Raw genomic sequence first — 895 nt, forward strand, 5'->3', positions numbered from 1 at the left:
CTCGACGGTCACCTACACGATCGACGACTCGCGCTTTGCCATCAATTACAGCACCGGCGTCATCACGCGAGCGAGCAGCGGCACGCTCAACGCTCAGTCCGAACCGACGATCGATCTCCACGTGACAGCAACCTCGTCCGACGGCAGCATCGCCACGCACACCTTCACCGTCGGCGTCACCGCCACCCAGTTGCCGACATCCGTGACCTTGGCGCACACCATTCTGACTTCGCAGTGGTCACCGCCGAGCCCCGACCCAACCGATATCGTCTATATCTCCCACCTCGGCAAGCTGCTGGTGGCCGATAGTGAGGTGGAGGAGATGTCGATTTTCACGGGCAAGAATCTCTTCCAGATGAATCTGAACGGCACCCTGACGGGCACGCTCACCACCATCAATTTCTCGGATGAGCCGGCCGGGGTCACCTATAATCCGGCGAACCACCATCTCTTCTTCTCGGACGATACCGGCACGAAGAGCGTCTACGAGTTGAACCCGGGCAACGATGGGCTTTACAACACCTCCGACGATATCGTGACCTCGTTCAGGACCGCCGCGTTCGGCAGTACGGATGCGGAGAGTATTGCCTACGACACAAACCGCGGCGTGCTCTATCTCGAGGATGGCACAACCCATAGGATTTACACCATCGCTCCGGGCCAGAACGGCAGATTCGACGGCGTCCCAAGCACGGGGGGCGATGATGTCGTGACGAGTTTTTCTGAAGAGGCGCTCGGAACCCCTTCTGACGGGGGCATCGCGTATGATCCGGTCCACGACCTGCTTTATGTCATCGTGTCACGCACCTCCGTGGCAATGGTGACGCCAACCGGGGATCTGCTGGGCACACTCGACATCTCCGCCGCCAACGCGAAAAAGCCGGCGGGACTTGCC

General features: G+C 60.1%; 1 pseudogene. It reads left to right on the forward strand.

Annotated features, from left to right (window positions below):
* Positions 1 to 895 (forward strand): annotated as a pseudogene (locus EOA60_RS35055) (RTX toxin); the annotation flags it as partial.

Source organism: Mesorhizobium sp. M1A.F.Ca.IN.020.06.1.1, assembly GCF_004023265.1.
In the GTDB taxonomy this organism is placed as follows: Bacteria; Pseudomonadota; Alphaproteobacteria; order Rhizobiales; family Rhizobiaceae; genus Mesorhizobium.